Consider the following 25,945-nt stretch of genomic DNA (forward strand, 5'->3'; position numbering starts at 1 on the left):
ACTGGTTCGCCGACTGGTGAGGCGAAGGTCTATCAGCGGTGGCCGAGGTCCGTCAACGGGCCGTCAAACCCCTTCTGGGCTGCGGGAATGCGATGAGGGCCCGCACCCTGGAGACGGTGCGGGCCCTCATTGGTTCAGTCCTGTGCCGCCCTACTGCTGAGGGGCTGGCGGCGCCTGCGGAGGCTGCTGCTGGGGCCATCCGGCAGGCGGTACGGGCCCCTGCAGATCGGGCTGTCCCGGACCACCCGGCTGGCCCTGCTGACCGGGGAGCGCGGGGGGAGCGGGTTGACCCGATTGGCCGTACTGTCCGGGCGGCGGTCCGGCCGGAGTCGCCGGGGGCTGGGCCTGGGAGGGCAGCGACTGCTGCCAGCCCTGCGGCGGGTAGGGCTGCTGGGGTGGCTGCTGGCCACCGTACGGCGGCTGCGGCTGACCCTGCGGCTGTTGGCCGGGGTAGGGCTGCTGCGGGTGCTGGGGTGCGTACGGCTGACCGGGCATCGGCTGACCGGGCATGGGCTGTCCCGGTACCTGCGGCTGTCCCGGTACCTGCGGCTGTCCCGGTACCTGCTGCTGACCCGGCATCGGCGGGGCCAGGTGCGGCGGCGGGTTGCCGTCCGCGGTCCACAGCCCCTGCTGCTGCTGGGCACGTACGAAGTCCTCGGCGATCAGCGCGGAGAGGTTGAAGTACGCCTCACGGGTCTTCGGGCGCATCATGTCGAGGTCCACCTCGGCGCCGGCCGCCAGGTGCTCGTCGAACGGCACCACGATCACACCGCGGCAGCGCGTCTGGAAGTGCTGCACGATGTCGTCGACCTTGATCATCTTGCCGGTCTCGCGGACTCCGGAGATGACCGTGATGGAGCGCTGCACCAGCTCCGCGTACCCGTGCGCGGACAGCCAGTCGAGCGTCGTCGACGCGCTGGACGCGCCGTCCACGGACGGGGTCGAGATGATGATCAACTGGTCGGCCAGGTCGAGCACTCCGCGCATCGCGCTGTAGAGCAGACCGGTGCCGGAGTCGGTGAGGATGATCGGGTACTGCTTGCCCAGTACGTCGATCGCGCGCCGGTAGTCCTCGTCGTTGAACGTCGTGGAGACGGCCGGGTCCACGTCGTTGGCGATGATCTCCAGACCGGAGGGCGCCTGCGAGGTGAACCGTCGGATGTCCATGTACGAGTTGAGGTACGGGATCGCCTGGACGAGGTCGCGGATGGTGGCCCCGGTCTCGCGGCGCACCCGGCGGCCGAGCGTGCCGGCGTCCGGGTTGGCGTCGATCGCCAGGATCTTGTCCTGCCGCTCGGTGGCCAGGGTCGAGCCGAGCGCGGTGGTCGTCGTGGTCTTGCCGACGCCGCCCTTGAGGCTGATGACCGCGATCCGGTAGCAGGACAGGACCGGCGTACGGATGAGGTCGAGCTTGCGCTGCCGCTCGGCCTCCTCCTTCTTGCCGCCGAGCTTGAAGCGGGCCGCGGAGGAGGGGTTGCGGCTGCTCTTGGCCTTCTGCTTGTTGTTGCGCAGGAGGCGGTCCGAGGAGAGCTCGACGGCCGCGGTGTACCCGAGCGGGGCGCCCGGCACGGAACGCTCGCGCTGGTCGTGCGTGACCGGCGTGGGCCAGGCGGAACCGGCCCGCGGGTCGGCGGGGCCGGCCGGGAGCTGGGGCTGGCCCTGCGGGTGAGCATGCGGCTGGGCCTGGGGGTGTGCCTGCTGGGCGGGCAGTTGAGGAGTGGCGGGCGCGGGCAGATTGGGCGTCTGCGGCGCGGGGGGCTGCTGTACCGGCTGTCCCGGTTGCGGGAATCCGTAGCCGCCTTGTACGGGCTGCTGGGGCTGGGGCGCGGGGGGCTGCTGTACCGGCTGCCCGGGCTGCGGGAACCCGTAGCCGCCCTGTACGGGCAGATTGGGCGTCTGCGGCGCAGGGGGTTGCTGTACGGGCTGTCCGGGCTGCGGGAAGCCGTAACCGCCCTGGGGAGCCTGGGCGTTGGGACCGGGTGCCGCGGGCGGCAGCGGCGCGGCGGGTGTCGGCTGTCCCGGCTGCGGGAACCCGTATCCCCCCTGCACCGGCTGCTGAGGCTGCGGCGGGGCGGACTGTTCCGCCGTCTGCGGGGACACGGGCCACTGCGGCGCGGACGCCGGGGCGGCCGGCTGGAAGGCCGGCGGCAGCGGCGGCAGCCCGGCACCCTGCGCGGCAGGCGCGGGAGACCAGGGCTGAGCCGACACGGGCGCGGGCGCGGCGTCCTGGGGCGCCTCGGCCACGGCCGGAACGGCGTCCTGCGGGGCAGCGTCCTGGAGCGGAGCGCCCTGGGGCACGGAGTCGGCCGGCTCCTCGGACGTTGCCTGTGCCGGGCCCTGCGGGGCGTCCTCCGTACGGGCTTCGGCGTCGTCTCCCTCGTCGCGGACCTCGGAGTCCTGCGCCTCGGGGGCGTCCTGCGCCGCGGAGTCGTGGACCTCGATGTCCCCGGAACCATCCGCGTCGGTCGACTCCTCGGCGGCGCCATTGGCCTCTGCGGGGCCCTCGGCCGTGGCCTCGGGCGCATCGTCCGCCCCGGCCTCGGCAGTGTCGTCCGCGGCGCTCTGCGGGGCGGTCTCCGACGGGTTGTCGGGGGCCGAACCGGCAGCGGACTCCTCGGTCTCCTTCGCCGCGGCGCGCTCCTCCATCTCGCGCTTCAGCGCGGCCGGGGAGAACCGCATGGTCGCGCCGCTCTCCACATCGCCACCCCCGAAGGGCTGCGAAGCGGCCTCGGCAACGGGGGCCGGAGCGGGCGCAGGTGCCGCAACGGGCGCTGCCGGAGGCGTCTGAACCGGAGCGGGCGCCGGAGCCGGGGGAGCGGGTGCAGGCGCCGGACCCGGAGCGGGTGCAGGCGCAGGAGCAGGCGCCTGAACCGGACCCGGAGCAGGCGCGGGTGCCGGAACCTGCGCGGGAGGCGGCGTCGGCGCCCAGTTCGGCTCGAACCCGCTCCCCGCAGGCAGCCCGGGCACAGCCACCGGCGCCCCGTTCGGCGGCGGCGGAGGAGGCGTCTGACCCGCGCCCCCACCCGAGGTGTCGCCCGACGCGTTCTGCGTGTACCAGGCCGGCGGTGTGTAGTCGATGGTGAACTCACCCGTCAGCTCGGCGGGATCCGCGTCGGACTCGTCGGCGGGAATGTTCCATCCCCCGCGGATCTCGTTCCGATCGCCGTTCACTTTGCCTCCTGGTGTGGTCGAGCACCCTTGTGCCGTTGTGGGTGTGGGGGGCGACCTCAGTCGTCCGATCGGCCCGGCTCTCCCCCTGGGGACGCGGCCGACATGCCCGCAGGTTTCCGCTGCCGCGCCCTGTACCACCCTAATCGCCAACAACGCCCGTCCGGCAGGGCGGACCGCCCCTCGACCGCTGTCCTGTGCGTCACGCCCTGCCCCCAAGTGACCTGAGTGCGGCGCAGTGTAAGGGAGCCGGTGGGTCAAAACGGTACAACTACGTACGGACTTACGGCCGGTCAGTCCATCCGGCGGGCGCTGCCCAACAATCCGGTCTCGGCGTCCGTGGCCTGCGTCATGACGAACTGCCGGTCCCGCGCCGTACACCAGAGTGTGACGCCGTCCGCGAGCGTGGACAGTGCCTCCGTCTCGGGCCGCGGGAGATGCATGATGCGCCCGATCTGCGCGGCCTCGTCGGGCGAGACGCGCTGAACGCCGACCAGGCCCGACTTCTCCATCAGCCGTGGCGCCACCGGGCTCAGATACGGCAGCAGCGTCACCACCGACTGCCAGGGACCCGAGACCACCCGGCCGCGCGGCGGCCGCATTCCGCAGTCACGGATGACGACCACCGGGCTGCCGGCCGACGCACCCTGCGGCGGCACCCGGCCCACATCGTGCAGCGAGATGACCTGCGTTCCGCCGCCCGCCGCCTGCGCGAGCGTCGTCCAGGCGGGCGCCCGGCCCGTCTCCACGGTGACCCGGGCCCCGGTCGCGGCCGCGCGCAGCGCGAGCACCTGCGCCGTCCACAGACCGCCGATGAGCGTCACGTCGTACGGAGTGGGGCGGTTGATGCCGAGCACGGCGGACTTGCCCTCCGCGTCGACCCCGATCACCACGCCGTCGTCGCCGACCGGCAGCGCGAGCGCGGCCAGTTGGTCCAGCGACAGCGCGTGCCGGTCGCGGCGCGGTCCGATCAGTCCGAAGCCGAGACGCGGCTTGGCGGCAGACGAAGGCATCAGCGGGCTCCCCCGAGCGGCAGTGTGGCGAGCATCCCGGGCAGCTGCTCGCGGTCGAGCCGTACCAGACCGGTCTTGACCCCGCGGGCGGCGCGCTCCAGTTCATGACGGGCCGCGACCAGTTCCTCGTCGCTGCGCCCGGTGATGCGGACATGGCCGGTCACCGACACGCCCTGCCGGTCGCCGTGGCCCAGCGTGAGACTGAAGGTGGTGGCCAGCGCGGGAATCGAGGTGAGCAGCGCGACGAGCTGCGGCATCGGGGCCCCGCCGCCGCCGAGTTGGGGCCAGCGGCCCACCCAGTACGTGGTGTGGCGGCGGTCGTCGACGCGCCAGGTGCGTGAGGTCTCCTGAGTGCGCCGGGCAGGTGCCTCGGCCCGGCCGGCCTGGGCGATGGCCATGGGGCTGGCGCAGGAGGAGGTGGCGATGGCAGCCGTCAGCTCCTGCTCGGTCAGCACGGTCGCCCGGAACCCGGCGCCGGTGAGCCGGCTCGCCAACTGGTCGGCCGTGCGCACCAGACACTTCTGCGCACCTTCGAGACCGCTTCCGCGCGCCGCCACCGCCTCGGGGCAGAGCTCGGGGTCGAGCTTGAGCGCGATCCAGGTGATCCGTATCGCGGGCGAGCCGGTCTGGGCCTGCAGCGGCGCGTAGTTGCGCGCGGCCACCGACTGCTGGGGCAGATGCGGGGCGGGAGCGGGCTGGGTGTGCTGGACGATCTGCGCCGACTCCAGTCGGATGCCGTCGACATCGAGCACGTCCCGTACGAGAGCCATCGGCAGCGGCCTCGCCGTGCGCTCCGGGCGCAGGGCCGTCGCGTCCGACTCGACCTGCAGCAGCGCCGTGAGGAAGGTCCCGTCGCCGATCATGCCGACCGGGCGGCGGTCGCGGTCGCTGTAGGTGTACGTCCGCAGGGCGGGGTCGCACTCGACGGCGGGCGCAAGGCCCGGTTCCGTGTCGCGCGGCAGGACCAGGGACGCGGCCCGGCGCCGGCGCGCGCGCAGCGCGAAGACCGTGGCGAGCCACTCGGGCAGGGAACGCCGGTGCCGGCGCAGCAGCGCGAGCAGTACCAGCACGGCGGCCACCACAACTGCCGGGACCAGCAACAGGGGATCGATCACCCAGGCGACAAGGAGCAGCGCGGCGGCGATCTCGATCAGTACGAACTGTTGCAGTCGGAACGCACCGAAGTGCCCGGGTCGTGCTGTGAGCCGGGGTGCGGCCGGTCCCTGGGACGGCGCTGCGGGCCGCGCGGAGGCCTGCCCGTGGGCGGCCGGCCGTACCCGCGTCGCGGAAGCCATTATTCCGACACCCCCCGGTTCATTAGGCCCCAATTCATCCCGATCACCCCTGTCCGGCCCTGCGTAGCAAGGCCTTTGGCGGCTGGATCACCCTACCCGCCCCACGAGCACCATCGATCAACAGGCATAGTAGGGGGCCGGTCCGGCAAGCAGGGCCCGGGGACCGTGCTCACCACAAGGCCCCCGCGGGGAGACAGTGCCTTCTTTATCAATGGGGACTCATGGCATCACGGCGGGATGAGCTCAACGCATACACCTTTGCGAAGAAGCGCACGGTGGCGGCATTCCTGCAACCCTCGTCGACCGGTACGGAGGAGGGGGCGCCGCGTCCGATGCGCGCCGTCATCCCCGGCCTGATCGTCGGGGCGCTGATCCTGGCGGGCTTCGGCGCCTTCGGCATGTTCAAGCCCAAGGCCCCCAAGGACTGGGCGGCGCCCGGCACCAAGGTGATCATCGGCAAGGACTCCACCACCCGCTATGTGGTGCTGTCCACCGGCAAGGGCAAGAACAAGAAGATCCTGCTGCACCCCGTGCTGAACCTCGCCTCCGCCCGACTGCTGCTCGATCCCCAGCAGTTCAAGGTGATTCAGGTCAGCGACGACATCCTGGACGCGGGCAAGCCCCCACGCGGGCCGATCCTCGGTATCCCGTACGCACCCGACCGGCTGCCCAGCGACAAGGAGGCCGGCAAGTCCAAGCGCTGGGCGGTCTGTGAGCAGCCCGGCGGCGGCAAGGGCAGCACCGTGCAGAAGGCGACCTTCGTCCTCGGCGAGCGCGATCTGAGCCGCACCGAGGGCAAGAAGCGCCTCAGCGGCGGCCAGGTGCTGTACGTGAAGGGCCAGGACGGGCTGCGCTACCTGGTCGACGCGGGCGGCACCAAGTACCTGGTGCGCGGCACCCAGACCGACGCCGCGTTCCTCACCCGCGCGCTCGTCGGCAGCAAGGAGCCGCAGTCGGTCACCGACGACTGGCTGGCGACTTTGCACACCGGCAGCCCGGTCGACTTCCCCGTCATCCCCGGCGTGGTGGGCGCGACTGCCGGAATCGGCGGCGGGCTGACGCCGGAGCAGGACAAGGTCGGCATGGTCCTGCAGGCCCAGACCGGTTCCGGGCCGCAGCACTACGTCGTCCTGCAGGGCAAGGTCCAGCCGGTCTCCGAATTCACCGCCTGGCTGCTCATCAACTCCCCGCAGACCGACCGGCTCAACATGCGCGGCGAGGCGGTCAGCGTCGACGCGGCCTCCTTCGCCCCCGAGAACACCTTCTTCGGCGCCGAGTACCGCTGGCCCGCGCAGCAGGCCGACCAGGTCAACGATGCGAGCGGCGACCGCGACACCGTATGCAGCGTGCTGCGCAAGGTCGACGACAAGGGCCGTACGACGCTGTCGACCTGGGCGGGATCGGAGTACCCCGCGGAGATCACCGCGGGCGGTACCAGCACCTATGTCACCCCCGGCACCGGCCTGTTGTTCACCCAGGTCCAGGGCAAGCAGAGCAAGCCCGACGGGTCGCTCTTCCTGGTGACCGACACCGGACTGCGGTATGCGGTGCAGGCAAACGGCGACAGTGACAAGGGCCGCTCCGACATCGGCACGGGCGATCAGGAGAAGCAGCAGGACGGCCGCCCCGAGCCCAGCCAGGCGCAGATCCGGCTCGGCTACGGGAAGGTCACTCCCACCCTCGTCCCGATCACCTGGTCGGAGTTCCTGTCCAAGGGCCCGCGTCTGGACACCAACAGCGCGCGCCAGCCGCAGGGTTCGTAAAGGGGAGTGCGACCGATGCCGCAACTGCGCAGGAAGGCCGCCCTGCTGACCGCCGCCACGGCGTTGACGGGCCTGGCCGCCGCACCCCCGGCCGCATACGCCGACGAGGTGCCGAACGAACTCGGCATCAACGGCAGCGGCGAGTGCACCTTCCCGATGAAGCAGCAGATCGAGGGGATCCCCTGGCCGCTCCAGCGGGTCCTGCTGGACGAGCTCTGGCAGGACACCAAGGGCAAGGGCGTCCGGGTCGCTGTCATCGACACCGGCGTGGACAACGACAACGTCCAGCTCAAGTCGGCCGTCGACGCCTCCGCGGGCCGGGACCTCCTCAAGCCCGACAAGGAGAGTTCGAGCGACGACAAGCGCGGCAAGACCGACGGTACGGTCGACGAGGTCGGCCATGGCACCAAGGTCGCGGGCATCATCGCCGCGCGTCCCCGCAAGGGCACCGGCTTCGTCGGCCTGGCGCCCGAGGCCACGATCATCCCGATCCGCCAGAACGACGAGAAGAACAGCGGCAACGACAAGACGATGGCCACGGCGATCGACCACGCCATCGCCAAGGGCGCCGATGTCATCAACATCTCCCAGGACACGACGAAGCCGCTCTCGCTCGGCTCGGAGCTCAACAAGGCGGTGCAGCGGGCCGTCAACGCGAAGATCGTCGTGGTCGCGTCGGCCGGCAACGACGGCATGGACGGCAAGCTGAAGAACACCTATCCCGCGGCCTTCCCGGGTGTTCTCGCCGTCGCCTCCTCCGACCGCAACAACGAGCGGGCGGTCTTCTCCCAGGCGGGCACCTTCGTAGGAGTCGCGGCCCCGGGCGTGGACGTCGTGTCCACCGTTCCCGGAAACGGCCAGTGCGTCGACAACGGCACCAGCTTCTCGGCCCCGTACGTCGCCGGTGTCGCGGCTCTGCTGAAGGCCAAGTACCCCAAGTGGAGCGTGCCGCAGATCATCGCGCAGATCGAGCAGACCGCCGAGCGCAGCATCAACGGCCATGACAACTTCGTCGGCTGGGGCGTGGTCGACCCGGTGCGCGCGCTAAGCGGCGACGGCCGTCCGATCGACGCACCGCGTGCGGACCCGGGCCCGCCGAAAGCACCCGCGCCGGAGCCCGCTCATCTTGCGATGACGGAGACCGTCCAAGAGCGCAACGAGCGTTATGCAACCTACGCGTTGGGCATCGGCGTCGTACTGGTGGCTGTGGTTGCCGGCGCGGCAACGGTCATCAGGGACACCCGGCGCAAAAGGGCCCAGTGAGCCAAGTCTCCATAGGAGACTTTGCAGTTGGAACTGTCGTACCAAGTGGATAGAGTGACAGTCGGACTCGGTGAGGACTGGTCCGGCACGGGGGCGGCATCCACATGGCTTCCGTCTACGTCACCGTCGAAGGAAGAAGGGGCACGATGTCGGGTAGCGGCAAAGACCTGAATGTAACTAGTGGCGAAATCACTGGTCTGTCCAAGCAGATCGACAAGTTCCAGAACGAGCTGAACAGCCGGATCACGTCGCTCAACAGCGTGGTGGACCAGATCCAGGCCGGCTGGAAGGGTGCGGCGAGCCAGGAGTACGACCGGGTTCAGAAGGATCTGAACCTGCGTCTGCGGAACGTGCAGCGCGACCTGGAGAACCTCCAGAACCTCGTGAAGATGAGCGCCGACGGCTTCGATGCGCAGGAGACCGAGCGCATCCAGACCTTCCGCAAGGCGGAAGCCTCGCAGGGCAGCAGCGCCATCCTCAGCATCTGACCCGTCCGGATCATTCGCAGAACCGCCACTAGGAGTAAAGCATGACGACTGCTGTCAATTACGACACGGTGACCACCGCGGCCGGTGACGTCCGCGGCACCTCGACGTACCTGAACGAGCAGCTCCGGGACCTGCTGTCGCACGTCAAGAGCGTCGCAGGCAACTGGGACGGTGAAGCCAAGACGGCCTACATCGAGATCCAGAGCAACCTGGCCCAGGACATGGACGGCCTGAACGCAGACCTGGCGCACATCGCGCGTCTGCTCGACGAGTCGGTCATCGGCTACCAGGACACGGACAAGGGCAATGCCGCCCGTTTCCGCATGATGCACTGACCAGCGTCCCGCACCGCGCAAAGGGGGGTTGCCCGCACCAGCGGGCAACCCCCCTTTGCGTGGGCGGCAGTTACTTGAGGTCGAATTCGCCGTCGCGCGCGCCGAGGACGAACGCACGCCACTCGGCCTCCGTGTACCGCAGCACCGTCTCCGGCTCCAGCGACGAGCGCATCGCCACCGCGCCGCCCGGCAGATGCGCGATCTCGACCCGCTCCTCGTCCTCGCTCGTGCCTGGCGCGCCGAGCCACTCCACACCGGAGATGTCGAGGGCGTACAGCTCTTCCTTCTGGCGTTCCTTCTCGCTTGCGTCAGCCATCGGCGCGGTTCCTCCCACAGGTGTGCCGAACGAAGTGCTCAACCACCCTACTGGGCGGCTGATGCGCCTACTGGTGATCCGGCATCCAGCCCAACTGGATCAGCGGCGCGCCCCGCTTGCGCGAGACGAACGTGCCACGCCCCGGAGGCATCGGACGCGCCCGGACGTTGCCGAGGATGTCGCCCTCGCCAGGGTCGCCCGAGAGGATGACGCCCTGGGCTCCCAGTTCCTTGATGCGCTGCATGAAGGATTCGTACATGGCACGTGAAGCGCCGGCCTGGCTGCGCGCGATGATGAAGCGGATGCCGACATCGCGGGCGAACGGCAGATTCTCCACCAGCACCGAGAGCGGATTGCCGGAGTTGGTGGCGACCAGCTCGTAGTCGTCGATGAGGACGAAGAGCTGCGGCCCCGTCCACCAACTGCGGTCACGCAGCTGCTGCGGAGTGATGTCCGGCTTCGGCGCCCGCTTGCCCATGACCGTGGCGATCGCGTCCATGTGCATTTCCATCGCGGACGTCATCGGTGCGTACTCCAGCAGATGCGAGGAGGGCACGGCCTCCAGCATCGTGCGCCGGTAGTCGCCGACCACGATCCGCGCCTGCTCCGGGGTGTAGCGCTCGGAGATCTGCTTGGCGATCAGCCGCAGCAGCGCCGTCTTGCCGGACTCGCTCTCGCCGAAGACCAGGAGGAACGGGTCCGTCTCGAAGTCGACGAACACCGGCTCCAGGTTCGTCTCGTCGATGCCGATCGCAATGCCGTGCTGCGGGAACTCGAAGCCCTTCGGCAGCTGCTCGGCCGGCAGCCGGCGCGGCAGCAGCCGGACGGCCGGCGCGGGCGCGCCCGCCCAGTTGCTCTTGACCGACTGCACGAAGGCGGCCGTGCCGTCCGACAGATCGCCGGAGCTGCTGATCGAGTCGATACGCGGCAGAGCCGTCATGAAGTGCAGCTTCTCCGGGACCTGGCCACGGCCCGGCACACCGGGCGGGACGTTCGCCGCGACCTTGCGGTCGAACTCGGAGTCCATGACGTCACCGAGCCGCAGCTCCAGCCGCCCCAGCATCTGGTCCTTGAGCGCCGCACGCACCTCCATGTAGCGGGCGGCGGTGATGACCACATGGATGCCGTAGCCCAGACCGCGCGCCGTGAGATCGGCGACGATCGGCTCCATCATCTCGTAGTCGTTCTTGAAGCCGCCCCAGCCGTCGATGACCAGGAAGACGTCTCCCCAGGCCTCGCCCGGCAGTTCGCCCGCGGCGCGCTTGCGCCGGTAGGTGGCGATGGAGTCGATGTTGTTGGCCCGGAAGAACTCCTCGCGCCGGTTGAGTACGCCCAGCACCTCGGCGACCGTACGGCGCACCCGCTCCGGGTCGAGGCGCGAGGCGACACCGCCCACATGCGGCAGCTCGGACAGCGACGACAGACCCCCACCGCCGAAGTCGAGCGCGTAGAACTGCACTTCGCTCGGGGTGTGGGTGAGCGCGAACGACGAGATCAGCGTCCGCATCATCGTCGACTTGCCGGACTGCGGACCGCCGACGATCATCATGTGGCCCGCGGCGCCGGAGAAGTCCCGGTACAGCACCTCGCGGCGCTGTTCGAAGGGCTTGTCGATCAGGCCGAGCGGGACGGTGAGACCGCCCGGGCGCGTGTACTCGGTCGCGGTCAGACCGCGCTCCGCCGTCGGCGCGATGCCCGGCAGTAGCTGGTCGAGCGTGGGCGCCTGGTCCAGCGGCGGCAGCCACACCTGGTGCGCGGGCACGCCCTGACCCTCCAGACGGCGCACGATCACATCGAGCACCGTGTCCGCGAGCGCCTCGTCCTCGGAGGAGCCCGAGGCCGCCATCGCGGCCGGGTCCGGCGCCGCGTAGACCACCGGCACGGGAGCCGCGGTGAAGACGGCGGGCCGCCGCTCGATGGGCAGCTGGCCCACCGACAGATCCGGGCCGCCCGTGCGATAGGTGCCGGAGACGTACGCCGCCTTGAAGCGGGTCATCTCTTCCGTGCCGAACTTCAGATAGCCGGAGCCGGGCACCGACGGCAGGTGGTACGCGTCGGGCACACCGATCGCCGTACGCGACTCGGCCGCCGAGAAGGTCCGCAGACCGATCCGGTACGAGAGATAGGTGTCCAGACCGCGCAGCTTGCCCTCCTCCAGCCGCTGCGAGGCCAGCAGCAGATGCACTCCCAGCGAACGGCCGATGCGGCCGATCTGGATGAACATGTCGATGAAGTCCGGCTTGGCGGTGAGGAGTTCGGAGAACTCGTCGAGTACGAGGACCAGCGAGGCCAGCGGCTCCAGCGGAGCACCGGCCGCACGGGCCTTCTCGTAGTCGTGGATGTTCGCGTAGTTGCCCGACTTGTGCAGCAGCTCCTGCCGCCGCTGCAGTTCACCGCGGATCGCGTCTCCCATGCGGTCGACCAGCGTGAGGTCGTCCGAGAGGTTGGTGATCACGGCGGCGACATGCGGCATCTGCGACATTCCGGCGAACGTCGCACCACCCTTGAAGTCCGCGAGTACGAAGTTGAGGGTCTCCGAGGAGTGCGTGACCGCGAGGCCGAGCACCAGCGTGCGCAGCAGTTCCGACTTTCCGGAACCGGTCGCGCCGACGCACAGACCGTGCGGGCCCATGCCCTCCTGCGCGGCCTCCTTGAGGTCGAGCATGACCGGCTGGCCGTCCTCGCCGACGCCGATCGGCACCCGCAGCCGCTCGGCCACCGAACGCGGCCGCCAGGTGCGTGCCACATCGACCCCGGCCGCGTCGCCGAGGTTCAGCAGATCGGTGAAGTCCAGGTTGGCGAGCAGCGGTTCGTCGTCGTCACCACCGCCCATCCGCAGCGGCGCCAGCTGACGCGCCAGCGCCTCGGCGGCCGGCAGCGAGATCCCGTCGGGCACCCCCTCGTACGCCACCCGGTGTCCGGACTCCAGACGCAGCCGCCCGGGACGCACCACTATGGACAGACCGCCGCGCGGCTCGTCGAGTTCGCCCGAGACGACCTCCACGATGGTGACGCCCTGCAGGCCCTCGGCCGCCGCGAACAGCGAGTCCGGCGGCACCATCCCGCCGTCCAGTACGACGACGATGTGCGGCTGGTCCATCACCGGCTGGTTCTCCCGGCTGAACCGGGGCCGCCCGTCGAGACGGCTGATCAGCAACTGCTCCAGCTCGCCGAGGTCGTCGCCGAACAGCCTCTTCGTACCTGCCCCGTCCACCTGCCCGGGCACCTGCGTGTGCGGCATCCACTTCGTCCAGTCCCAGCGCGCGACCGCGCCCGGCGCCGCGACCACCGCGACCATCAGGTCCTCGGGGGAGTGCAGCGTCACCAGCTGGGAGACCAGAGCGCGCGCCGCGGACTGCGCCGACTCCGGCTCGCCGGAGACCGTCACGTGGTAGAAGGCGCGCATCGAGACCGCCATCGGCAGCCCGTCCAACGAGCCGTGCACCGCGAGGAATTGCTGCATCGCACCGGCCGCCAGCGGCTCCAGCTCGTCCACCGGTGCGGTGTCCGGCGCTATCAGCGGCGTGGCCAGCTGCTGCGCGCCGAGTCCGACGCGCACCTGCGCGAAGTCGTTGTCGCCCACGCGCCGTTCCCACACCCGCGAGCCCTCGGCCACCACCGACCAGAGCTGCTCGGGAGAGGGGTGCAGATACAGCTGCGCGTCACGCTGCTTGCGCGCCGTCTTGCGCACCGTACGCCGCGTCTGGGCAAGGTATTTGAGGTAGTCGCGGCGCACATCTGCCATTTGCCCCTGCGTACCCTTGCGGTATCTCGCGACCTGGGCGACGACCATCGCGCCCGTCGACACCAGCATCAGAACACCCATGATGCGCATGAACGGCGGTGCCTGGGGCGAGAAGAAGAAGACCACCGAAGAGCCCATGCCGAGGACCGGCAGGACCTGCATCAGCATGCCCTCCTGCTGACCCCGCGGCAGCTCCGGAGGAGCCTCCAGAGTCAGTTCCTCCGTGGGTACTTCAGGCGGCAGCGACCTCGGCGGGCGTTTCACGACGATCTGGCTCACCGGAGCATCAATCCCTCGATACGTACGGAAGACGGACGGCAGATTCCGCAACCGACGCCCCCGTGACTGCCTTTGCTGCGGAACTCCCTCCGCGCGACGGTGATCCTACTTGCAGACCCATCCCGTGTGTCCCGGTAGGGTGGCGCGCGCACCGTGCGCAACCGCGAATCAGGGGGTCCAGAAACGTGAGTACGACCGCAGCGACCGGCTTCTGCCGCGTCACCGTCGTGGCGCCGGACAGCCGTATCGATGTCGCTCTCCCCGAGGACATCGCCGTCGCCGACGTCTACCCGGAAATTCTGCGCCTCACCGGCCAGACCCAGGCTCCGGGATCTCCGACCGGCTACCACCTGGTGCGCCGCGACGGCACCGTACTCGACGGCGCCCGCTCGCTCGCCGCGCAGCAGGTGCTCGACGGCGAGGTGCTCAGCCTGCGCCCGTTCGCGGAGTCGCTGCCGCCCGCCGTCTTCGACGACGTCTCCGACGCCGTCGCCTCCGCCGTCACCCGCGACCGGCATCTGTGGAGCGACGACCTGCTGCGCGGCGCCGGCCTGGTCGGCGGAGTCCTGCTGCTGGTCCTGATGGGCTTCGTGCTCTGGTTCGCCGACCCGCTCCAGCACGACATGCACAGCCTGCCCGGCATCATCGCGGGCGCGGCCGGACTGCTGCTCACCGCCTTCGCGGGCGTCCGGGCCCGGGTGTACTCGGACCGGGCCACCGCCGTCGCCCTCGGGCTCGGCGCCCTGCCGCTGCTGATGATCGCGGGCTCCGGGATCGTCGGGCCCGACGCCGGCCACGGTCCCGGCAAGCTGCAGTTCCTGCTCGGCTGCGTGACCGTCCTGGTCGCCTCGGTCGCCCTGGTCGCGCTCACCCCGAGCGGCGACGCACCCTTCGTGGCGGCCACCTTCCTGGGCGCCACCGGCACCCTCGCCACCTTCGTGGCCATCACCACCGAGGCCACGGCCACCGAGACCGCCTCCGTCGTGGCCCCGGTCGCCATCGGTCTGGTCGCCTTCCTGCCCGGCCTCTCGGCCCGCTTCGCCCGGCTGCCCATCGGCTACGCGTCGCCGCGCAGCGCCGCCGACGAGTTCGAGGCGGCCGACGCGAACGAGACCGTGGACGCCCAGCCCGTCGACGGCGAGCGGATCGCCGCCCAGGCCCGCCGCGGCCACGAGATGCTGCTCGGCCTGGTCGGCGGCTGCGCCGCGGTCGTTGTCGCGTGCGCTGCCGTACTCGGCTTCTCCAGCAGCATCTGGGGCCAGTTCCTCGCCCTGGCCGCCGGCCTCGCGATGCTGCTGCGCGCCCGCCTCTTCCGCTACACCTCGCAGGTCGCCTGCACCCTGGTCGCCGGCCTCGCCGCGATCGCGCTGCTGGTCCTCGGCCTCTCCCTGAACCCGCCCGTCGACCTGGTCAAGGATCTGCTGATGTACGGGGACCGGGGCGGCCTGGACATCCGTACAATCTGGCTCACCGCGGCCGTCGCCGCCGGTGCCGCCCTGATCACCGCGATCGGCCTGGTCATCCCGAAGAAGGGCCTCTCGCCCTTCTGGGGCCGCCTGCTCGACCTCACCGAGGGCGCGGTACTGCTCTCGCTGGTCCCGCTCTGCCTGGCCGTGCTCGACGTTTTCAACGCGGCCCGCTCCCTGACCAGCTAGAGCGCCCGTCAAGAGCGCCTGTCAAGAGCGGCGCCGGGGGCTGGTACGCTGTGTGACGGCCGTTTGTATACGCGTTCCCGGATCATCTGGGATCCGCGCTCATCGGACCTTCGCCTCCGAGTCACGGAAGCTCCCCTGAGATCAAGACCAGGGGCACTCGTGGGCGCATCGAACATCAAAGAGGAGTACCGAGTGTCTCTCGACGCCGCTACGAAGAAGCAGATCATGTCCGAGTTCGGCACCAAGGAGGGCGACACCGGCTCCCCCGAGGTCCAGGTCGCGATGCTCTCCCGCCGCATCTCGGACCTGACCGAGCACCTCAAGACGCACAAGCACGACCACCACTCCCGCCGTGGTCTGCTGATCCTGGTGGGCCAGCGCCGCCGTCTGCTGCAGTACCTGGCCAAGAAGGACATCCAGCGCTTCCGTGCCCTGGTCGACCGCCTCGGCATCCGCCGTGGTGCGGCCGGCGGTGCCAAGTAAGACGCCGTGAAGGGAGCGGTTCCCACTCTTAGGGGGCCGCTCCCTTTGCTGTACGTGCGCGACGTGCCGGACGGCAATTAGTCTGGACACACAACGCAATACCGCAACAACGCAATACCGAACGAGCGAGAAGCCGCCTCCCCGCCGCCGGTCCTCGGTAGTGGCCCCCGGAGAACCACACCCCGGGTGCTTCGATCGAAGACCGGCCCGCAGAACGAGAGCTTCTCGGCCACCGTCCCCCGCCACACGGGCGAGGGGACGAAGACGAGGAGAAAACGCTAGTGGAGAACGAGACCCACTACGCCGAGGCCGTTATTGACAACGGTTCCTTCGGCACCCGCACCATCCGCTTCGAGACGGGCCGCCTGGCCCGTCAGGCCGCCGGTTCCGCCGTGGCCTACCTGGACGACGACACCATGGTGCTGTCGGCCACCACCGCTTCCAAGAAGCCCAAGGACCAGCTCGACTTCTTCCCCCTGACGGTGGACGTCGAAGAGCGGATGTACGCAGCCGGCAAGATTCCCGGCTCCTTCTTCCGCCGTGAGGGCCGCCCCTCCGAGGACGCGATCCTCACGTGTCGCCTGATCGACCGCCCGCTGCGCCCGTCCTTCAAGAAGGGCCTGCGCAACGAGATCCAGGTCGTCGAAACGATCATGGCGCTCAACCCCGACCACCTGTACGACGTGGTCGCGATCAACGCCGCCTCCTGCTCCACGCAGCTGGCCGGCCTGCCCTTCTCCGGCCCGATCGGCGGCACCCGTGTCGCCCTGATCAAGGGCCAGTGGGTCGCCTTCCCGACGCACACCGAGCTCGAGGACGCGGTCTTCGACATGGTGGTCGCCGGTCGCGTCCTGGAGGACGGCGACGTCGCGATCATGATGGTCGAGGCCGAGGCCACCGAGAAGACCATCGAGCTCGTCAAGGGCGGCGCCGAGGCGCCGACCGAGGAGGTCGTGGCCGCCGGTCTCGAGGCCGCCAAGCCGTTCATCAAGGTCCTGTGCAAGGCGCAGTCGGACCTCGCCGCCAAGGCCGCCAAGCCGACCGGCGAGTTCCCGATCTTCCTGGACTACGAGGACGACGTCCTCGAGGCACTGACCGCCGCGGTCAAGAGCGAGCTCGCCCAGGCGCTCACCATCGCCGGCAAGCAGGAGCGCGAGACCGAGCTGGACCGCGTCAAGGCGCTGGCCGGCGAGAAGCTGCTCCCGCAGTTCGAGGGCCGCGAGAAGGAGATCTCCGCCGCCTACCGCTCGCTGACCAAGACCCTGGTGCGCGAGCGCGTCATCAAGGAGAAGGTCCGCATCGACGGCCGTGGCGTCACGGACATCCGTACGCTCGCCGCCGAGGTCGAGGCCATCCCGCGCGTGCACGGCTCGGCGCTGTTCGAGCGTGGCGAGACCCAGATCCTGGGCGTCACCACCCTCAACATGCTCCGGATGGAGCAGCAGCTGGACACCCTTTCCCCGGTGACCCGCAAGCGCTACATGCACAACTACAACTTCCCGCCGTACTCCACCGGTGAGACCGGCCGCGTCGGTTCGCCGAAGCGCCGCGAGATCGGCCACGGCGCCCTGGCCGAGCGCGCGCTCGTGCCGGTGCTGCCGACGCGCGAGGAGTTCCCGTACGCCATCCGCCAGGTCTCCGAGGCGCTGAGCTCCAACGGCTCCACGTCGATGGGCTCGGTCTGCGCCTCCACCATGTCGCTGCTGAACGCCGGTGTGCCGCTCAAGGCCCCCGTCGCCGGTATCGCCATGGGCCTGATCTCCCAGGAGATCGAGGGCGAGACCCACTACGTCACCCTCACCGACATCCTCGGTGCGGAGGACGCCTTCGGTGACATGGACTTCAAGGTCGCCGGTACGAAGACCTTCGTCACCGCGCTCCAGCTCGACACCAAGCTCGACGGCATCCCCGCCTCGGTCCTGGCCGCCGCGCTGAAGCAGGCCCGCGACGCCCGCCTCCACATCCTCGATGTGATGAACGAGGCCATCGACGTCCCGGACGAGATGTCCCCGAACGCCCCGCGGATCATCACCGTCAAGATCCCGGTGGACAAGATCGGTGAGGTCATCGGCCCCAAGGGCAAGATGATCAACCAGATCCAGGAGGACACCGGCGCCGACATCACGATCGAGGACGACGGCACCATCTACATCGGTGCCGCCGACGGACCGGCCGCCGAGGCCGCCCGTGCCACGATCAACGGCATCGCCAACCCGACCATGCCGGAGGTCGGCGAGCGCTACCTGGGCACGGTCGTCAAGACGACCACCTTCGGTGCCTTCGTGTCCCTGCTCCCGGGCAAGGACGGCCTGCTCCACATCTCGCAGATCCGCAAGCTCGCCGGTGGCAAGCGCGTGGAGAACGTCGAGGACGTGGTCGCGGTCGGCGCCAAGGTCCAGGTCGAGATCGCCGAGATCGACTCCCGCGGCAAGCTCTCCCTGATCCCCGTGATCGAGGGCGAAGAGGCCGACGACAAGAAGGACGACACCGACAAGTGACGTCGCGTAGTTCCAGGACGACGGCCCGCACCTCTTCGGAGGCGCGGGCCGTCGCCCGTACCCAAACGCTTCTCAAGGGCGAGCACGGCATCGGCACGGTCCGGCGGACCGTCCTCCCCGGCGGCCTGCGCGTCGTCACCGAGACCCTGCCCTCCGTACGCTCGGCCACCTTCGGGATCTGGGCGAATGTCGGCTCCCGCGACGAGACGCCGTCCCTCGGCGGCGCCACGCACTATCTCGAGCATCTCCTGTTCAAGGGCACGCACAAGCGCTCCGCCCTCGACATCTCCTCGGCGATCGACGCGGTCGGCGGCGAGATGAACGCCTTCACGGCGAAGGAGTACACCTGCTACTACGCGCGGGTGCTCGACACCGACCTGCCGCTCGCCATCGACGTGGTCTGCGACATGCTCACCGGCTCGCTGATCCTCCAGGAGGACGTCGACGCCGAGCGCGGCGTCATCCTCGAAGAGATCGCGATGACCGAGGACGACCCTGGCGACTGTGTGCACGACCTGTTCGCGCACACCATGTTCGGCGACACCCCCCTCGGCCGCCCGGTCCTCGGCACCGTCGACACCGTCAACGCGCTCACCGCAGACCGGGTCCGCCGCTTCTACAAGAAGCACTACGACCCGACCCATCTGGTCGTGGCCGCCGCGGGCAACATCGACCACGCCACGGTGGTACGCCAGGTCCGCAAGGCCTTCGAGAAGGCCGGCGCGCTCTCGCGTACGGACGCGGCCCCGACCCCGCCCCGCGACGGACACCGCTCTCTGCGCACCGCGGGCCGTGTCGAGCTGCTGAACCGCAAGACCGAGCAGGCCCATGTGGTCCTCGGCATGCCGGGTCTCGCCCGCACGGACGACCGCCGCTGGGCCCTGGGCGTACTCAACACCGCACTCGGCGGTGGCATGAGCTCCCGGCTCTTCCAGGAGGTCCGGGAGAAGCGCGGCCTGGCCTACAGCGTGTACTCGTACACCTCGGGCTTCGCCGACACCGGCCTCTTCGGCGTCTACGCGGGCTGCCGCCCCAGCCAGGTCCACGACGTACTGAAGATCTGCCGCGACGAGCTCGACCGCGTCGCAACCGACGGCCTCTCCGACGAGGAGATCGGCCGCGCGGTCGGCCAGCTCTCCGGCTCCACCGTGCTGGGTCTCGAGGACACGGGCGCGCTGATGAACCGCATCGGCAAGAGTGAACTGTGCTGGGGAGCGCAGATGTCGGTCGACGACATGCTCGCGCAGATCGCGGCCGTCACCCCCGACGAGGTACGCGCGGTGGCGGGCGAGGTGCTGGGGCAGCGGCCCTCGCTGTCGGTGATCGGCCCGCTCAAGGACAAGCAGGCGGACCGCCTCCACGAAGCGGTCTCCTAAAGGTGAGGAAGTAAGGCAATGAGCAAGCTGCGCGTGGCCGTTCTCGGTGCCAAGGGCCGGATCGGCTCGGAAGCGGTACGAGCCGTCGAGGCCGCCGACGACATGGAACTGGTCGCGGCGCTCGGCCGGGACGACAAGCTGGAAGCCCTGGTGGAGAACGGCGCCCAGGCCGTGGTCGAACTGACCACCCCGGCCTCGGTGATGGGCAATCTCGACTTCTGTGTACGCCACGGCATTCACGCGGTCGTCGGCACCACCGGCTGGACCGACGACCGCCTTGCGCAGCTGAACACCCTGCTCGCCGCATCGCCGGAGACCGGTGTGCTCATCGCGCCGAACTTCTCCATCGGCGCGGTCCTCACCATGAAGTTCGCGCAGCAGGCGGCGCGTTACTTCGAGTCCGTCGAGGTGGTGGAGCTGCACCACCCGAACAAGGTCGACGCGCCCTCCGGCACCGCCACCCGCACCGCCCAACTGATCGCGGCGGCCCGCGCGGAGGCGGGCAGCGCCCCGCAGCCCGATGCCACGGTCACCGAGCTGGCGGGCGCCCGCGGGGCGAACGTCGACGGCGTCCCGGTCCACGCGGTCCGACTGCGCGGCCTCCTCGCCCACCAGGAGGTCCTGCTCGGCGGTGAGGGCGAGACGCTCACCATCCGGCACGACTCCCTGCACCACAGCAGCTTCATGCCGGGCATCCTGCTCGGCGTGCGTCGTGTGGTGTCCACCCCAGGCCTCACCTTCGGCCTGGAACACTTCCTCGACCTGGGCTGACGGCCATGGGTGGAAAGATCACGTACTTCTTCCTCGCCACCGTGCTGGTCGTCGTCTTCGTCGTGGTGGCGCTGGAAGGCGTACTGCTCCTGCTGACCGGTGAGCCGGCCGCCATGGGGATGGGCGCGGTGGCCTTCCTGCTGCCGTGCGTCGGCGCCTGGTTCCTCCGGCACAACACGCGCTTCGCCCGCAATGCCCACCGGCTGGCCCGCGAGCTGGAGGCCGAAGGCGGCCTGCCGGCCGACGAGTCGACGCGTACGCCCGGCGGGCGCGTCGACCGCGACGCGGCCGACGAGATCTTCGCCAGGCGCCGCGCCGAAACGGAGGACTCACCGGACGACTGGCGCTGCTGGTTCCGACTGGCGGTCGCCTACCACGACGCGCGAGACACCCCGCGCGCCCGCAAGGCGATGCAAAAGGCGATCGCACTCCACGACCGCCCGGCTACGGCGAGCCCGTCCACATCAAGCCCTTCTGGCGCCTGAGGAGCAGTTCAAGCTCCTCCGACGCTGGAGGAGCACATCAAGCCCCGCCGGCGATTGAGGAGCGAGGGCTCGGGGGCGGCGGAGCCTCCGAAACGGGGCACGGGCGGAGCCCCGAAAGAGCCGCAGGCACGGCCACCGTCAGGCGCCCCGGTACTCCGACCCCCACGCCTCCACCGTGTCCGCCGCCCGATCAAACGCCTCGACCCGCGACAGAAAGTCCGCGTTGTGGTCGGTCAACAGGTGCAGCGTCTCCCCGCCCTGTCGTACGAGCACGAGCGCCTGCCCCTGAACCGTGCGCGGCAGCCCCAGCCAGCGCACCGGTTGCTGCACGGTCCGTACCGCTGAAGCACGGTTCCACCTCACCGTGGTGGTCGAGAAGAAGGCCACCCGGCGCAGCCCGTGCCTGCTGACCCAGACGCCCACCCGCAGCAGCCGCAGTGCGGCGACGATCACCACAAGCCCCAGTCCCACGCAGGCGCCCGCGCCCGGCAGCGCACCGGCGAAGGCGATGATCATCGCCGCGATGAGCACGAATGACGCGAGCAGCAGCAAAACCGCCGCCGCGCCGACCCGCCAGGGGCCCGGACGGTACGGACGCCGCCACTGGTCGTGATCGTCGAAGGGAAGCGCGACATCATCAGCGCTCGTGTCAAACGCACGCTCGGCCGTCAGAAAGGGCAGGGGCACGACTGATCCTCACTCACCAGCACACTCGGTTGGGCTGTGCCCGGTGAGGCTACCGAGGGGGCCACTGCCCGACCACCCCAGGGGGCCGTAAGAGTCACCGGCCGTCGGACGCCTGCGACTGCTGCGAATGTCCCGGGGACTGGCTCGGTTCCGGGGCGGGAGGCCGAAGAGCAGGGCTTGGAATCGCGTGGCCGGGCGCTGTCTACTGGTAGAGACGCAGAAAGCAGTGGTGCCTGTGGTCCCAGAAATGCCCAAAGGGGCCGGAGGCACCGCGAAGGCGTTCCGTCGTTAAAGTGGGCGCCGCCTCTGTGTTCAACCGGAAGGACCCCCTGGTGCCCGACACCCCCGCCGAGACCGGCACGCCGAGTTACCGCAGTGACGTCACCGTCGAACTGGTGAAGCACACCGCCGGCGACTCGGACGTGCTGTGGGCCGCCCGCGTCTCCACGGCGGGCGAGCAGTCTCTGGAGGAGCTCCAGAAGGACCCGGAGCGCTCCAAGGGACTGATCAACTACCTGATGCGGGACCGCCACGGCAGCCCCTTCGAGCACAACTCGATGACCTTCTTCATCAGCGCCCCGATCTTCGTCTTCCGCGAGTTCATGCGGCACCGGGTCGGCTGGTCGTACAACGAGGAGTCCGGCCGTTACCGGGAGCTGCAGCCGGTCTTCTACGTCCCGGGCCAGAACCGCAAGCTCGTGCAGGAGGGCCGCCCCGGCAAGTACGTCTTCATCGACGGCTCCCCGGAGCAGCACAAGGTCGTCTCCGACGCCATGATCGACTCGTACCGCCGCTCGTACGAGACGTACCAGGAGATGCTGGCCGAGGGCATCGCCCGCGAGGTCGCCCGCGCCGTCCTCCCCGTCGGCCTGTTCTCCTCCATGTACGCGACGTGCAACGCCCGCTCGCTCATGCACTTCCTCGGCCTGCGCACCCAGCACGAGCTGGCGAAGGTTCCGTCCTTCCCGCAGCGGGAGATCGAGATGGTCGGCGAGAAGATGGAGCAGCAGTGGGCGAAGCTCATGCCGCTCACCTACGCCGCCTTCAACGCGAACGGCCGAATCGCCCCGTAGCGCGCTTCCCCGGGGAACGTCCCGGGGAAGCCCCGCAGGGCACTGATGTACGGGTCGGCCCGGGGAAGTGTCCGCATTGCGGTGTTTCATGAAGTTCATCTAGGCTGATCAAACGGACCCGGCACTGCTTGAACCCCCGAGCAGGCAGTGCCGGGCTCCGCATGCAACGTCGTACGTCACGTCCCCCGAGGGGACACTGCGTGCTGAGCAGCGAGTAGCGTGTTACCCATGGCTCCGATCTCCACTCCGCAGACCCCCTTCGGGCGGGTCCTCACCGCCATGGTCACGCCCTTCACGGCGGACGGCGCACTCGACCTCGCCGGCGCCCAGCGACTGGCGGCCCATCTGGTGGACGCAGGCAACGACGGCCTGATCATCAATGGCACCACCGGTGAGTCGCCGACCACCAGCGACGCGGAGAAAGACCAGCTCGTACGGGCCGTACTGGAAGCGGTCGGAGACCGGGCCCATGTCGTCGCCGGCATCGGCACCAACGACACCCGCCACAGCATCGAGCTCGCCCGCACGGCGGAACGCGCCGGCGCGCACGGCTTGCTCGCCGTCACCCCGTACTACAACAAGCCCCCGCAGGAGGGCTTGTTCCGTCACTTCTCGGCCATCGCCGACGCGACGGAACTGCCCGTCATGCTCTACGACATCCCCGGCCGCAGCGGCGTCCCGATCGACACCGAAACGCTCGTGCGCCTCGCCGACCATCCGCGTATCGTCGCCAACAAGGACGCCAAGGGCGACCTCGGCCGCGCCAGCTGGGCCATCGCCCGCAGCGGTCTCGCCTGGTACTCCGGCGACGACATGCTCAACCTCCCGCTGCTCTCGGTCGGCGCCGTCGGCTTCGTGTCCGTCGTCGGACACGTCGTCACCCCCGAGCTCCGCGCCCTCCTCGACGCCCACCTCACCGGAGACGTCCAGAAGGCCGTCGAGATCCACCAGCAGCTGCTTCCGGTCTTCACGGGCATGTTCCGCACCCAGGGCGTCATCACCACCAAGGCGGCACTGGCCCTCCAGGGCCTCCCGGCCGGCCCGCTCCGGCTCCCCCTGGTCGAGCTCTCCCCGGAGCAGACCGCGCAGCTCAAGATCGACCTCGCGGCCGGTGGGGTACAGCTCTAAACACGGACTTCACAACTGAATACGAGAAGAAAACCGGCTCACGCAGCCGGTCAACAGACAACAGCAAGTGCACGAATGTCATGTACGCCACGTGCCTCAGCGGTTCGTGGCGTACATGGTGAGGAGAGTCTTTTGAGTCATCCGCATCCTGAACTCGGCGCCCCGCCGAAGCTTTCCAAGGGCGGCCTGCGCGTCACACCTCTCGGCGGTCTCGGTGAGATCGGCCGGAACATGACGGTCTTCGAGCACGACGGCCGGCTGCTGATCGTCGACTGCGGCGTCCTCTTCCCCGAGGAGGAGCAGCCCGGCATCGACCTGATCCTGCCGGACTTCAGCACCATCCGGGACCGCCTCGACGACGTCGACGGCATCGTGCTCACGCACGGCCACGAGGACCACATCGGCGGCGTCCCGTATCTGCTCCGACTGAAGCCCGACATCCCGCTGATCGGCTCCAAGTTGACCCTCGCCCTGATCGAGGCAAAGCTCCAGGAGCACCGCATCCGGCCGTACACCCTCGAAGTCACCGAGGGTCACCGGGAGCGGATCGGCCCCTTCGACTGCGAATTCGTCGCGGTCAACCACTCCATCCCCGACGCGCTGGCTGTCGCCATCCGCACCCCCGCGGGCATGGTGGTCCACACCGGCGACTTCAAGATGGACCAGCTCCCGCTGGACGGCCGCCTCACGGACCTGCACGCCTTCGCGCGGCTGAGCGAGGAGGGCATCGACCTCCTCCTCTCGGACTCGACGAACGCCGAGGTCCCGGGCTTCGTCCCGCCCGAGCGCGACATCTCGAACGTCCTGCGCACGGTCTTCGCGAACGCCCAGAAGCGCATCATCGTGGCCAGCTTCGCGAGCCACGTCCACCGCATCCAGCAGATCCTCGACGCGGCCCACGAGTACGGCCGCCGCGTGGCCTTCGTCGGCCGCTCGATGGTCCGCAACATGGGCATCGCCCGCGACCTCGGCTATCTGCGGGTCCCGGCGGGTCTGGTCGTCGACGTGAAGACGCTCGACGACTTCCCGGACCACGAGGTTGTGCTGGTCTGCACGGGCTCCCAGGGCGAGCCGATGGCCGCTCTCTCCCGCATGGCCAACCGCGACCACCAGATCCGGATCGTCCAGGGCGACACGGTGATCCTGGCGTCGTCCCTGATCCCGGGCAACGAGAACGCGGTCTACCGCGTGATCAATGGCCTCACCCGCTGGGGCGCGAACGTCGTCCACAAGGGCAACGCCAAGGTCCATGTCTCGGGCCACGCCTCGGCCGGCGAGCTGTTGTACTTCTACAACATCTGCAAGCCGAAGAACCTGATGCCGGTCCACGGCGAATGGCGCCACCTGCGCGCCAACGCCGAACTCGGCGCGCTGACGGGCGTCCCGAAGGACCACATCGTCATCGCCGAGGACGGAGTCGTCGTCGACCTCGTCGACGGCAAGGCCAAGATCGTCGGCAAGGTCCAGGCGGGCTATGTGTACGTGGACGGGCTCTCCGTCGGCGATGTCACCGAGTCCTCCCTCAAGGATCGCCGCATCCTGGGCGACGAGGGCATCATCTCGGTCTTCGTGGTGGTGGACTCCACGACAGGCAAGATCGTCGGCGGTCCGAACATCCACGCCCGCGGCTCCGGCATCGAGGACGCCGCATTCGACGCGGTGATGCCGAAGATCGGCGAAGTCATCCACAAGTGCGCTGCCGATGGTGTGTCCGAGCCCCATCAGCTGCAGCAACTCATCCGCCGCACGGTGGGCAAGTGGGTCTCCGACACCTACCGCCGGCGTCCGATGATCCTTCCGGTCGTCGTCGAGGTCTGACGCGGCCAACCCCTGGGCGGAGCCCCCGATTTGCATCGGGGCGCTCCGCTCCAGTACGTTTACGTCTCCGCCTGAACGGGAACCCGCCGCACTTGTGCGCGCGGAAGCCAGTCCCCGAACGGAGCGGGAATTCCGACTCAGAATCTCTGATAAAGTCGGGTCCGCCGAAAGGCGAAAGGCCACTCCAGCGGCCACTGGATTCGAATTCCTTACCGGAAACGGAACGGAAATAGAGTCTGGTAGGGTTGGAAACGCAAGACCGAAGGGAAGCGCCCGGAGGAAAGCCCCGGAAAGTGTTCTGTGGGT

General features: G+C 69.6%; 19 protein-coding genes. 13 read left to right on the forward strand and 6 right to left on the reverse strand.

The annotated features are described in order from the left end of the window. Positions 1-150: 150 nt before the first annotated feature. The 3 genes from ACI2LP_RS31985 to eccE all read right to left on the reverse strand — a co-directional run bounded on the left by ACI2LP_RS31985 (position 151) and on the right by eccE (position 5,476). Positions 151-3,171, reverse strand: a complete 3,021-nt coding sequence (locus ACI2LP_RS31985; protein WP_404728038.1) for an SCO5717 family growth-regulating ATPase — start codon at positions 3,169-3,171, stop codon at positions 151-153. A gap of 290 nt (positions 3,172-3,461) precedes the next feature. After that, complete coding sequence (locus tag ACI2LP_RS31990) at positions 3,462-4,181, reverse strand: hypothetical protein (protein WP_404728039.1); 720 nt, start codon at positions 4,179-4,181, stop codon at positions 3,462-3,464. Next, the gene (gene eccE / locus ACI2LP_RS31995; protein WP_404728040.1) at positions 4,181-5,476 is read right to left on the reverse strand and encodes a type VII secretion protein EccE; all 1,296 of its coding nucleotides are present in this window, start codon (positions 5,474-5,476) and stop codon (positions 4,181-4,183) included. Before eccE ends, ACI2LP_RS31990 begins: the two co-directional genes overlap by 1 nt. 221 nt (positions 5,477-5,697) lie before the next feature. Here eccE and eccB point away from each other — a divergent pair, with 221 nt between their 5' ends. The 4 genes from eccB (at position 5,698) to ACI2LP_RS32015 (ending at position 9,325) form a co-directional block, all read left to right on the forward strand. Continuing rightward, the gene (gene eccB, locus ACI2LP_RS32000; RefSeq protein ID WP_404728041.1) at positions 5,698-7,239 is read left to right on the forward strand and encodes a type VII secretion protein EccB; all 1,542 of its coding nucleotides are present in this window, start codon (positions 5,698-5,700) and stop codon (positions 7,237-7,239) included. 15 nt (positions 7,240-7,254) lie between these two features. Then, on the forward strand, positions 7,255-8,502 hold the full coding sequence (gene mycP / locus ACI2LP_RS32005; protein WP_404728042.1) for a type VII secretion-associated serine protease mycosin: 1,248 nt from the start codon (positions 7,255-7,257) through the stop codon (positions 8,500-8,502). Positions 8,503-8,648: 146 nt separating this feature from the next. Beyond that, positions 8,649-8,990 (forward strand): WXG100 family type VII secretion target, encoded by a 342-nt coding sequence (locus ACI2LP_RS32010; RefSeq protein ID WP_404728043.1) that lies wholly within the window; start codon positions 8,649-8,651, stop codon positions 8,988-8,990. Between the two features lie 41 nt (positions 8,991-9,031). Beyond that, positions 9,032-9,325, forward strand: coding sequence for a WXG100 family type VII secretion target (locus ACI2LP_RS32015; RefSeq protein ID WP_404728044.1), 294 nt, complete (start codon positions 9,032-9,034; stop codon positions 9,323-9,325). A 70-nt stretch (positions 9,326-9,395) separates the two neighbouring features. Here the strand turns inward: ACI2LP_RS32015 and ACI2LP_RS32020 are convergent, their stop codons facing one another. Beyond that, on the reverse strand, positions 9,396-9,641 hold the full coding sequence (locus ACI2LP_RS32020) for a DUF397 domain-containing protein (protein ID WP_404728045.1): 246 nt from the start codon (positions 9,639-9,641) through the stop codon (positions 9,396-9,398). A 67-nt stretch (positions 9,642-9,708) separates the two neighbouring features. Continuing rightward, on the reverse strand, positions 9,709-13,665 hold the full coding sequence (gene eccCa / locus ACI2LP_RS32025; protein ID WP_404728046.1) for a type VII secretion protein EccCa: 3,957 nt from the start codon (positions 13,663-13,665) through the stop codon (positions 9,709-9,711). A 185-nt stretch (positions 13,666-13,850) separates the two neighbouring features. Here eccCa and eccD point away from each other — a divergent pair, with 185 nt between their 5' ends. From eccD to ACI2LP_RS32055, 6 genes are all read left to right on the forward strand, one after another. Next, positions 13,851-15,320: a type VII secretion integral membrane protein EccD gene (gene eccD, locus ACI2LP_RS32030; protein ID WP_404728047.1), complete on the forward strand. Its 1,470-nt coding sequence runs from the start codon at positions 13,851-13,853 to the stop codon at positions 15,318-15,320. A 192-nt stretch (positions 15,321-15,512) separates the two neighbouring features. Beyond that, positions 15,513-15,803 (forward strand): 30S ribosomal protein S15, encoded by a 291-nt coding sequence (rpsO, locus tag ACI2LP_RS32035; protein WP_215096097.1) that lies wholly within the window; start codon positions 15,513-15,515, stop codon positions 15,801-15,803. 281 nt (positions 15,804-16,084) lie between these two features. Then, the gene (locus ACI2LP_RS32040) at positions 16,085-18,301 is read left to right on the forward strand and encodes a polyribonucleotide nucleotidyltransferase (protein ID WP_404728048.1); all 2,217 of its coding nucleotides are present in this window, start codon (positions 16,085-16,087) and stop codon (positions 18,299-18,301) included. Next, entirely contained in the window at positions 18,298-19,677 is a 1,380-nt protein-coding gene (locus tag ACI2LP_RS32045) for a M16 family metallopeptidase (RefSeq protein ID WP_404728049.1), read from the forward strand. The genes ACI2LP_RS32040 and ACI2LP_RS32045 overlap by 4 nt, the downstream gene beginning before the upstream one ends. Positions 19,678-19,695: 18 nt before the next feature. Continuing rightward, positions 19,696-20,448, forward strand: coding sequence for a 4-hydroxy-tetrahydrodipicolinate reductase (gene dapB, locus ACI2LP_RS32050; RefSeq protein ID WP_404728050.1), 753 nt, complete (start codon positions 19,696-19,698; stop codon positions 20,446-20,448). Positions 20,449-20,453: 5 nt separating this feature from the next. Continuing rightward, positions 20,454-20,933 (forward strand): hypothetical protein, encoded by a 480-nt coding sequence (locus ACI2LP_RS32055; protein WP_404728051.1) that lies wholly within the window; start codon positions 20,454-20,456, stop codon positions 20,931-20,933. 138 nt (positions 20,934-21,071) lie between these two features. Here the strand turns inward: ACI2LP_RS32055 and ACI2LP_RS32060 are convergent, their stop codons facing one another. Then, a complete protein-coding gene (locus ACI2LP_RS32060; protein ID WP_404728052.1) occupies positions 21,072-21,620 on the reverse strand; it encodes a hypothetical protein in 549 nt (182 codons plus the stop codon). 332 nt (positions 21,621-21,952) lie between these two features. Between ACI2LP_RS32060 and thyX the strand changes: the two genes are divergently transcribed. The 3 genes from thyX to ACI2LP_RS32075 all read left to right on the forward strand — a co-directional run bounded on the left by thyX (position 21,953) and on the right by ACI2LP_RS32075 (position 25,639). Next, complete coding sequence (gene thyX, locus ACI2LP_RS32065) at positions 21,953-22,693, forward strand: FAD-dependent thymidylate synthase (protein WP_404728053.1); 741 nt, start codon at positions 21,953-21,955, stop codon at positions 22,691-22,693. A gap of 228 nt (positions 22,694-22,921) precedes the next feature. After that, positions 22,922-23,821, forward strand: coding sequence for a 4-hydroxy-tetrahydrodipicolinate synthase (gene dapA, locus ACI2LP_RS32070; protein WP_404728054.1), 900 nt, complete (start codon positions 22,922-22,924; stop codon positions 23,819-23,821). Between the two features lie 132 nt (positions 23,822-23,953). Beyond that, entirely contained in the window at positions 23,954-25,639 is a 1,686-nt protein-coding gene (locus ACI2LP_RS32075) for a ribonuclease J (protein WP_404728055.1), read from the forward strand. Positions 25,640-25,945 lie beyond the last annotated feature (306 nt).

It is taken from the genome of Streptomyces sp. NPDC019890 (assembly GCF_044903445.1).
Taxonomy (GTDB): Bacteria; Actinomycetota; Actinomycetes; order Streptomycetales; family Streptomycetaceae; genus Streptomyces.